Source organism: Bacillus sp. FSL K6-1003 (assembly GCF_037964945.1).
GTDB classification, from domain to species: domain Bacteria; phylum Bacillota; class Bacilli; order Bacillales; family Bacillaceae; genus Bacillus; species Bacillus mojavensis.
The window spans coordinates 160,626-167,500 of sequence record NZ_CP150176.1; the positions used below are offsets into that span (position 1 = coordinate 160,626).

6 tRNA genes and 4 rRNA genes (1 of these 10 only partly in view) are annotated in these 6,875 nt (G+C 52.7%); all 10 read left to right on the forward strand.

The annotated features are described in order from the left end of the window. Positions 1 to 27 precede the first annotated feature (27 nt). Positions 28 to 1,577: ribosomal RNA gene (locus NSU16_RS00940) — 16S ribosomal RNA — on the forward strand. Positions 1,578 to 1,746: 169 nt separating this feature from the next. Beyond that, positions 1,747 to 4,674 (forward strand): 23S ribosomal RNA (locus tag NSU16_RS00945). 53 nt (positions 4,675 to 4,727) lie between these two features. Then, positions 4,728 to 4,843 (forward strand): 5S ribosomal RNA (rrf, locus tag NSU16_RS00950). Between the two features lie 45 nt (positions 4,844 to 4,888). Next, a tRNA-Asn gene (locus NSU16_RS00955) sits at positions 4,889 to 4,963 on the forward strand. Between the two features lie 2 nt (positions 4,964 to 4,965). Next, positions 4,966 to 5,038, forward strand: a tRNA-Thr gene (locus tag NSU16_RS00960). 65 nt (positions 5,039 to 5,103) lie between these two features. Beyond that, positions 5,104 to 5,178 (forward strand) — tRNA-Gly (locus NSU16_RS00965). A gap of 37 nt (positions 5,179 to 5,215) precedes the next feature. Further along, a tRNA-Arg gene (locus NSU16_RS00970) sits at positions 5,216 to 5,292 on the forward strand. A gap of 23 nt (positions 5,293 to 5,315) precedes the next feature. Beyond that, positions 5,316 to 5,392 (forward strand) — tRNA-Pro (locus NSU16_RS00975). A 7-nt stretch (positions 5,393 to 5,399) separates the two neighbouring features. Beyond that, positions 5,400 to 5,475: transfer RNA gene (locus NSU16_RS00980), tRNA-Ala, on the forward strand. Positions 5,476 to 5,651: 176 nt separating this feature from the next. Beyond that, positions 5,652 to 6,875: ribosomal RNA gene (locus NSU16_RS00985) — 16S ribosomal RNA — on the forward strand (it continues 326 nt past the right edge of the window). The 16S, 23S and 5S rRNA genes sit together here with 6 tRNA genes alongside, the layout of an rRNA operon.

Below are 6,875 nucleotides of genomic sequence, written 5' to 3' on the forward strand. Positions count from 1 at the left end.
GCGATGTGCGTAGTCAGTCAAACTACTTTATCGGAGAGTTTGATCCTGGCTCAGGACGAACGCTGGCGGCGTGCCTAATACATGCAAGTCGAGCGGACAGATGGGAGCTTGCTCCCTGATGTTAGCGGCGGACGGGTGAGTAACACGTGGGTAACCTGCCTGTAAGACTGGGATAACTCCGGGAAACCGGGGCTAATACCGGATGCTTGTTTGAACCGCATGGTTCAAACATAAAAGGTGGCTTCGGCTACCACTTACAGATGGACCCGCGGCGCATTAGCTAGTTGGTGAGGTAACGGCTCACCAAGGCAACGATGCGTAGCCGACCTGAGAGGGTGATCGGCCACACTGGGACTGAGACACGGCCCAGACTCCTACGGGAGGCAGCAGTAGGGAATCTTCCGCAATGGACGAAAGTCTGACGGAGCAACGCCGCGTGAGTGATGAAGGTTTTCGGATCGTAAAGCTCTGTTGTTAGGGAAGAACAAGTACCGTTCGAATAGGGCGGTACCTTGACGGTACCTAACCAGAAAGCCACGGCTAACTACGTGCCAGCAGCCGCGGTAATACGTAGGTGGCAAGCGTTGTCCGGAATTATTGGGCGTAAAGGGCTCGCAGGCGGTTCCTTAAGTCTGATGTGAAAGCCCCCGGCTCAACCGGGGAGGGTCATTGGAAACTGGGGAACTTGAGTGCAGAAGAGGAGAGTGGAATTCCACGTGTAGCGGTGAAATGCGTAGAGATGTGGAGGAACACCAGTGGCGAAGGCGACTCTCTGGTCTGTAACTGACGCTGAGGAGCGAAAGCGTGGGGAGCGAACAGGATTAGATACCCTGGTAGTCCACGCCGTAAACGATGAGTGCTAAGTGTTAGGGGGTTTCCGCCCCTTAGTGCTGCAGCTAACGCATTAAGCACTCCGCCTGGGGAGTACGGTCGCAAGACTGAAACTCAAAGGAATTGACGGGGGCCCGCACAAGCGGTGGAGCATGTGGTTTAATTCGAAGCAACGCGAAGAACCTTACCAGGTCTTGACATCCTCTGACAATCCTAGAGATAGGACGTCCCCTTCGGGGGCAGAGTGACAGGTGGTGCATGGTTGTCGTCAGCTCGTGTCGTGAGATGTTGGGTTAAGTCCCGCAACGAGCGCAACCCTTGATCTTAGTTGCCAGCATTCAGTTGGGCACTCTAAGGTGACTGCCGGTGACAAACCGGAGGAAGGTGGGGATGACGTCAAATCATCATGCCCCTTATGACCTGGGCTACACACGTGCTACAATGGACAGAACAAAGGGCAGCAAAACCGCGAGGTTAAGCCAATCCCACAAATCTGTTCTCAGTTCGGATCGCAGTCTGCAACTCGACTGCGTGAAGCTGGAATCGCTAGTAATCGCGGATCAGCATGCCGCGGTGAATACGTTCCCGGGCCTTGTACACACCGCCCGTCACACCACGAGAGTTTGTAACACCCGAAGTCGGTGAGGTAACCTTTATGGAGCCAGCCGCCGAAGGTGGGACAGATGATTGGGGTGAAGTCGTAACAAGGTAGCCGTATCGGAAGGTGCGGCTGGATCACCTCCTTTCTAAGGATATTTACGGAATATAAGACCTTGGGTCTTATAAACAGAACGTTCCCTGTCTTGTTTAGTTTTGAAGGATCATTCCTTCGAAACGTGTTCTTTGAAAACTAGATAACAGTAGACATCACATTCAATTAGTAACACAAGATATCACATAGTGATTCTTTTTAACGGTTAAGTTAGAAAGGGCGCACGGTGGATGCCTTGGCACTAGGAGCCGATGAAGGACGGGACGAACACCGATATGCTTCGGGGAGCTGTAAGCAAGCTTTGATCCGGAGATTTCCGAATGGGGAAACCCACCACTCGTAATGGAGTGGTATCCATATCTGAATTCATAGGATATGAGAAGGCAGACCCGGGGAACTGAAACATCTAAGTACCCGGAGGAAGAGAAAGCAAATGCGATTCCCTGAGTAGCGGCGAGCGAAACGGGATTAGCCCAAACCAAGAGGCTTGCCTCTTGGGGTTGTAGGACACTCTATACGGAGTTACAAAGGAACGAGGTAGATGAAGAGGTCTGGAAAGGCCCGCCATAGAAGGTAACAGCCCTGTAGTCAAAACTTCGTTCTCTCCAGAGTGGATCCTGAGTACGGCGGAACACGTGAAATTCCGTCGGAATCCGGGAGGACCATCTCCCAAGGCTAAATACTCCCTAGTGACCGATAGTGAACCAGTACCGTGAGGGAAAGGTGAAAAGCACCCCGGAAGGGGAGTGAAAGAGATCCTGAAACCGTGTGCCTACAAGTAGTCAGAGCCCGTTAACGGGTGATGGCGTGCCTTTTGTAGAATGAACCGGCGAGTTACGATCCCGTGCAAGGTTAAGCAGAAGATGCGGAGCCGCAGCGAAAGCGAGTCTGAATAGGGCGCATGAGTACGTGGTCGTAGACCCGAAACCAGGTGATCTACCCATGTCCAGGGTGAAGTTCAGGTAACACTGAATGGAGGCCCGAACCCACGCACGTTGAAAAGTGCGGGGATGAGGTGTGGGTAGGGGTGAAATGCCAATCGAACCTGGAGATAGCTGGTTCTCTCCGAAATAGCTTTAGGGCTAGCCTCAAGGTAAGAGTCTTGGAGGTAGAGCACTGATTGGACTAGGGGCCCCTACCGGGTTACCGAATTCAGTCAAACTCCGAATGCCAATGACTTATCCTTGGGAGTCAGACTGCGAGTGATAAGATCCGTAGTCGAAAGGGAAACAGCCCAGACCGCCAGCTAAGGTCCCAAAGTATACGTTAAGTGGAAAAGGATGTGGAGTTGCTTAGACAACCAGGATGTTGGCTTAGAAGCAGCCACCATTTAAAGAGTGCGTAATAGCTCACTGGTCGAGTGACTCTGCGCCGAAAATGTACCGGGGCTAAACGTATCACCGAAGCTGCGGACTGTTCTTCGAACAGTGGTAGGAGAGCGTTCTAAGGGCTGTGAAGCCAGACCGGAAGGACTGGTGGAGCGCTTAGAAGTGAGAATGCCGGTATGAGTAGCGAAAGAGGGGTGAGAATCCCCTCCACCGAATGCCTAAGGTTTCCTGAGGAAGGCTCGTCCGCTCAGGGTTAGTCGGGACCTAAGCCGAGGCCGAAAGGCGTAGGCGATGGACAACAGGTTGATATTCCTGTACCACCTCCTCACCATTTGAGCAATGGGGGGACGCAGGAGGATAGGGTAAGCGCGGTATTGGATATCCGCGTCCAAGCAGTTAGGCTGGGAAATAGGCAAATCCGTTTCCCATAAGGCTGAGCTGTGATGGCGAGCGAAATTTAGTAGCGAAGTTCCTGATTCCACACTGCCAAGAAAAGCCTCTAGCGAGGTGAGAGGTGCCCGTACCGCAAACCGACACAGGTAGGCGAGGAGAGAATCCTAAGGTGATCGAGAGAACTCTCGTTAAGGAACTCGGCAAAATGACCCCGTAACTTCGGGAGAAGGGGTGCTCTGTTAGGGTGAAAGCCCGAGAGAGCCGCAGTGAATAGGCCCAGGCGACTGTTTAGCAAAAACACAGGTCTCTGCGAAGCCGTAAGGCGAAGTATAGGGGCTGACGCCTGCCCGGTGCTGGAAGGTTAAGAGGAGCGCTTAGCGTAAGCGAAGGTGCGAATTGAAGCCCCAGTAAACGGCGGCCGTAACTATAACGGTCCTAAGGTAGCGAAATTCCTTGTCGGGTAAGTTCCGACCCGCACGAAAGGCGCAACGATCTGGGCACTGTCTCAACGAGAGACTCGGTGAAATTATAGTACCTGTGAAGATGCAGGTTACCCGCGACAGGACGGAAAGACCCCGTGGAGCTTTACTGCAGCCTGATATTGAATGTTGGTACAGCTTGTACAGGATAGGTAGGAGCCTTGGAAACCGGAGCGCCAGCTTCGGTGGAGGCATCGGTGGGATACTACCCTGGCTGTATTGACCTTCTAACCCGCCGCCCTTATCGGGCGGGGAGACAGTGTCAGGTGGGCAGTTTGACTGGGGCGGTCGCCTCCTAAAAGGTAACGGAGGCGCCCAAAGGTTCCCTCAGAATGGTTGGAAATCATTCGCAGAGTGTAAAGGCACAAGGGAGCTTGACTGCGAGACCTACAAGTCGAGCAGGGACGAAAGTCGGGCTTAGTGATCCGGTGGTTCCGCATGGAAGGGCCATCGCTCAACGGATAAAAGCTACCCCGGGGATAACAGGCTTATCTCCCCCAAGAGTCCACATCGACGGGGAGGTTTGGCACCTCGATGTCGGCTCATCGCATCCTGGGGCTGTAGTCGGTCCCAAGGGTTGGGCTGTTCGCCCATTAAAGCGGTACGCGAGCTGGGTTCAGAACGTCGTGAGACAGTTCGGTCCCTATCCGTCGCGGGCGCAGGAAATTTGAGAGGAGCTGTCCTTAGTACGAGAGGACCGGGATGGACGCACCGCTGGTGTACCAGTTGTTCTGCCAAGGGCATCGCTGGGTAGCTATGTGCGGACGGGATAAGTGCTGAAAGCATCTAAGCATGAAGCCCCCCTCAAGATGAGATTTCCCATTCCGCAAGGAAGTAAGATCCCTGAAAGATGATCAGGTTGATAGGTCTGAGGTGGAAGTGTGGCGACACATGGAGCTGACAGATACTAATCGATCGAGGACTTAACCTAATTTCTAATGATGTCACACCTGTTATCTAGTTTTGAGAGAACACTCTCAATTGTTTGGTGGCGATAGCGAAGAGGTCACACCCGTTCCCATGCCGAACACGGAAGTTAAGCTCTTCAGCGCCGATGGTAGTCGGGGGTTTCCCCCTGTGAGAGTAGGACGCCGCCAAGCAGTTTTATCTATTTCTACCATGTTTGTTTATGAAGCTTATATCATTCCGCAGTAGCTCAGTGGTAGAGCTATCGGCTGTTAACCGATCGGTCGTAGGTTCGAATCCTACCTGCGGAGCCATTGCTTCCATAGCTCAGCAGGTAGAGCACTTCCATGGTAAGGAAGAGGTCAGCGGTTCGAGCCCGCTTGGAAGCTTTATTTAAATGCATTACTCTTACCAAGGTTTCTCAAAAAAGAGAAAGCTTTTTTTATTGCGATATGCGGAAGTAGTTCAGTGGTAGAACACCACCTTGCCAAGGTGGGGGTCGCGGGTTCGAATCCCGTCTTCCGCTCCATTATTTCATCCCAACGGGATTCGATACAAGTGAAAGTGCGCCCGTAGCTCAATTGGATAGAGCGTTTGACTACGGATCAAAAGGTTAGGGGTTCGACTCCTCTCGGGCGCGCCATATATTATTTTAATATGAGGAATCGGGAAGTAGCTCAGCTTGGTAGAGCACATGGTTTGGGACCATGGGGTCGCAGGTTCGAATCCTGTCTTCCCGACCATTTTTATGGGGCCTTAGCTCAGCTGGGAGAGCGCCTGCTTTGCACGCAGGAGGTCAGCGGTTCGATCCCGCTAGGCTCCACCAAAAAAGATTCAAAAAAAGTTGTTGACTTTGAAAAAGTGACGTTGTATACTAATAAAGTTGCTTTAACAAAGCGATAAACAAAATGATCTTTGAAAACTAAACAAGACAAAACGTACCTGTTAATTCAAGTTTTATTATAAAATCGCACAGCGATGTGCGTAGTCAGTCAAACTACTTTATCGGAGAGTTTGATCCTGGCTCAGGACGAACGCTGGCGGCGTGCCTAATACATGCAAGTCGAGCGGACAGATGGGAGCTTGCTCCCTGATGTTAGCGGCGGACGGGTGAGTAACACGTGGGTAACCTGCCTGTAAGACTGGGATAACTCCGGGAAACCGGGGCTAATACCGGATGCTTGTTTGAACCGCATGGTTCAAACATAAAAGGTGGCTTCGGCTACCACTTACAGATGGACCCGCGGCGCATTAGCTAGTTGGTGAGGTAACGGCTCACCAAGGCAACGATGCGTAGCCGACCTGAGAGGGTGATCGGCCACACTGGGACTGAGACACGGCCCAGACTCCTACGGGAGGCAGCAGTAGGGAATCTTCCGCAATGGACGAAAGTCTGACGGAGCAACGCCGCGTGAGTGATGAAGGTTTTCGGATCGTAAAGCTCTGTTGTTAGGGAAGAACAAGTACCGTTCGAATAGGGCGGTACCTTGACGGTACCTAACCAGAAAGCCACGGCTAACTACGTGCCAGCAGCCGCGGTAATACGTAGGTGGCAAGCGTTGTCCGGAATTATTGGGCGTAAAGGGCTCGCAGGCGGTTCCTTAAGTCTGATGTGAAAGCCCCCGGCTCAACCGGGGAGGGTCATTGGAAACTGGGGAACTTGAGTGCAGAAGAGGAGAGTGGAATTCCACGTGTAGCGGTGAAATGCGTAGAGATGTGGAGGAACACCAGTGGCGAAGGCGACTCTCTGGTCTGTAACTGACGCTGAGGAGCGAAAGCGTGGGGAGCGAACAGGATTAGATACCCTGGTAGTCCACGCCGTAAACGATGAGTGCTAAGTGTTAGGGGGTTTCCGCCCCTTAGTGCTGCAGCTAACGCATTAAGCACTCCGCCTGGGGAGTACGGTCGCAAGACTGAAACTCAAAGGAATTGACGGGGGCCCGCACAAGCGGTGGAGCATGTGGTTTAATTCGAAGCAACGCGAAGAACCTTACCAGGTCTTGACATCCTCTGACAATCCTAGAGATAGGACGTCCCCTTCGGGGGCAGAGTGACAGGTGGTGCATGGTTGTCGTCAGCTCGTGTCGTGAGATGTTGGGTTAAGTCCCGCAACGAGCGCAACCCTTGATCTTAGTTGCCAGCATTCAGTTGGGCACTCTAAGGTGACTGCCGGTGACAAACCGGAGGAAGGTGGGGATGACGTCAAATCATCATGCCCCTTATGAC